The organism is Bacteroidota bacterium, from assembly GCA_018692315.1.
Lineage (GTDB): Bacteria > Bacteroidota > Bacteroidia > Bacteroidales > JABHKC01 > JABHKC01.
Map to the genome: position 1 here is coordinate 1 of JABHKC010000010.1, position 3,120 is coordinate 3,120.

Consider the following 3,120-nt stretch of genomic DNA (forward strand, 5'->3'; position numbering starts at 1 on the left):
ATACGAAGGAAGACTGGCAAGACAAATTGTTAATTCCAGTCCTCTTGATACATTCTTTGATATGGTTTCTGAACCATTGACAGAATATCAGAAAGCAGACTTTAAAAAGAAATTCAGCAGAGCAGACCAATTAAATAGTGCCGAGCAAAAAATATATGCCATTGCATGGAATATTAGTTTGCATTTTAGAGATAATTGGCAAGGAACTCCTTTTAAAGCTCAATTGGTTTGCGATAAAAAGATAAATGCCATACGCTATAAAGAGTTTTTGGATGAAATAGGAATTGTAAGTAGTGAAGTCTTGATTTCCCCAATTGACGAAAGAGAAGGCGAAGATAGCGCTTACGAGAAGTCGAGTGAAAAAGAGAATCGTTTTTGGAAAAGAATGATGGACGAACATGGCAACTCAAAAACCTATGAAAAGAATATTATCAACCGCTTTCAAAATCAAAAAGACCCTGAAATAATTATAGTTGTTGATAAACTATTAACAGGGTTTGATGAGCCAAAGAATACTGTTCTTTATTTAACGCGTAATTTACAAAGTCACAAACTACTTCAAGCCATTGCGAGAGTTAACAGAGTTTATCCAGATAAAGAGTTTGGTTATATTATTGACTATTACGGCGTAATTGAAAATTTAGACGATGCTTTATTGATGTATTCGTCATTTGAAGATTTTGATGCGGATGATTTGGAAGGTACATTGGTCAATATTAATGAAGAAATCAAAAAACTCCCTCAAAAGCATTCAGAGTTGTGGGATATTTTCAAGTCCGTTGCCAATAAGAGAGATGCAGAAGCTTACCAAATATTATTAAAGGATGAAGCTATACGAGTTGTCTTTTACGATAAACTTGCTTCTTATGCAAAAGCTTTAAAACTGGCTCTTTCTTCAATGCAGTTTCACAAAGATGTGGAAGAGAAAACGATTAATCGTTACAAAGAAGACTTAAGCATGTTTATGAAACTTCGCACTGCTGTAGTTGAAAGATATTCTGATGCTGTGGATTACAAACAATATGAAGGACAAATTCAAAAATTAATTGACACACATATCACTACTGAAAAAGTAGAAGTAATTACTGAATTGGTTAACATTTTTGACAAAGAAAAATTTCAGCAAGAAGTAGAGAATACAACGGGTAAAGCCGCCAAAGCAGATAAAATAGCAAGTCGCACAGCCAAGCATATTTCAGAGAAAATGGAAGAAGACCCTGCTTTTTACAAGAAGTTTTCTGAGTTATTAAAACAAACCATTGCTGATTATGAAACAAAGAGAATTGACGAAGCTCAATATCTAAGTAAAGCTCAGGAAATTATGGAAAATGTTTTAGCACATACTGACGATGACATTCCTGAAGAAATAATGGATAAGGATGTAGCAAAAGCATTTTATGGTTTAACATTAGAATCTTTAGAAGATAAAATTCAGGATGATGTTGTAAAAACTCAAATATCAGTTCAAGCAGCATTACAGATTGATGAATTAATCAAAAAAGCTGTATTAGAAAATAATCAACCAATTGTTGATTGGCAGTCTAAGTCAAATATCACAGGCAAACTGCAAATTGAAATAGGTGATTATTTGATTGATGAGGTTAGGGATAAATACAATATTAGTCTTTCATTTGGTGAAATGGACGATATTGCAAATAAGTGTATTGAAGTTTCAAAACTACGATATAAGTAAATTGAGAATTAATAATTGAAAATGGATAATTATGAAAAGCAATATAATTAAAACTAAAAGTTTTGATTTTGCGCTCAGGATTGTGAAGTTATACCAGTACTTAACTGATTCCAAAAATGAATACGTATTATCCAAACAATTACTTCGTTCAGGGACTGCGATAGGAGCTTTAGTTAGAGAATCTGAACATGCCGAAAGCAAAGCTGACTTTATTCACAAATTATCAATTTCCTTAAAAGAGGCCAATGAGTCAGACTATTGGATTGAATTACTTTTCAGACCTGATTATCTTGATGAAAGAGAGTTTTATTCTTTAAAATCTGATATTGACGAAATTCTTAAACTTCTGGTTTCTATTATTAAAACTTCTAAAAGCAATAAATAATGGGGGTTGAAAAATTATCAACTATCAATTCTCCATTATCAATTAATTTTGGTAGCAAAAAAATAGATTTTCAAGTGGAATATTCCGCTAGAAAAACACTTGGAATAACTGTAACTCCAGATTTGAATGTATTGGTAAAGGCTCCAATTGATAGTCCGCTAGAAAAAATAAAAGAAAAGCTTTTAAAAAAAGCTGCATGGATAATTAAGCAGCAGAGCTTCTTTCTTTCATTTCAACCTAAAACACCGCCTCGCAAATACATTGGTGGTGAAACTCATTTGTATTTAGGGCGACAATACCTTCTTAAAATTAATATTGAAAAATTAATATTGAAAAATAAAGAAGAAGTTAAGCTAATAGGTAAATACATAATTGTTTATACTCCAGATAAGGCACATGTTAAGCAATTAGTTGAATCTTGGTATCTTGATAAAGCAAAAACAAGATTGAATAAAATAGCTCTGCCATTGTTTGAACAATTTATTATACGGCACAAATTATCAATTATTAATTATCAATTATCAATTAAAAAAATGCCAACACGTTGGGGTAGTTGTACTCCGAAAGGTAAAATAATCTTGAATCCTGAATTAATAAAAGCACCAAGAGGTTGCATTGAATATGTGATAATACATGAATTGTGTCATTTGATTTATCATGACCATACAAGAAAATTCATTGAACTACAGACTAAAGAAATGCCTGATTGGGAAAAATGGAAAACGAAACTGGAAAACTTGTTAGCATGATGAAAGAGCCAACCCAATTTGTAAGCACATTGCCATTGTAACCTAACCCAACTTGAGCATTTTTCCAAAATTAATAAAATAATGAAAATTTTATCTATCTGATAATTAGGCATATGACGTTATATAGAATCGTTCTAAATACCATAATGTGTAGATATACAGTTATATAAGTAATTGGTGTCCGTTGTAGTCCCAGAATATCATCTTATTTAGAACTATTCTAAATAAGATTTTGTTAACTTTGCAACTTGAAATTTAGTTCGTTGAAAATATTGAAATTACAAAATCCGTAG

General features: G+C 31.3%; 3 protein-coding genes. All 3 read left to right on the forward strand.

Annotation, left to right across the window (positions count from 1 at the left end; all coding sequences use genetic code 11):
* Positions 1–1,693 (forward strand): DUF3387 domain-containing protein (locus HN894_00540; GenBank protein MBT7141793.1); only part of this gene is annotated, 1,693 nt, incomplete at its 5' end.
* A gap of 31 nt (positions 1,694–1,724) precedes the next feature.
* Entirely contained in the window at positions 1,725–2,078 is a 354-nt protein-coding gene (locus HN894_00545) for a four helix bundle protein (GenBank protein ID MBT7141794.1), read from the forward strand.
* The gene (locus HN894_00550) at positions 2,078–2,827 is read left to right on the forward strand and encodes a M48 family metallopeptidase (GenBank protein MBT7141795.1); all 750 of its coding nucleotides are present in this window, start codon (positions 2,078–2,080) and stop codon (positions 2,825–2,827) included. Before HN894_00545 ends, HN894_00550 begins: the two co-directional genes overlap by 1 nt.
* The last annotated feature ends 293 nt before the right edge of the window (positions 2,828–3,120 follow it).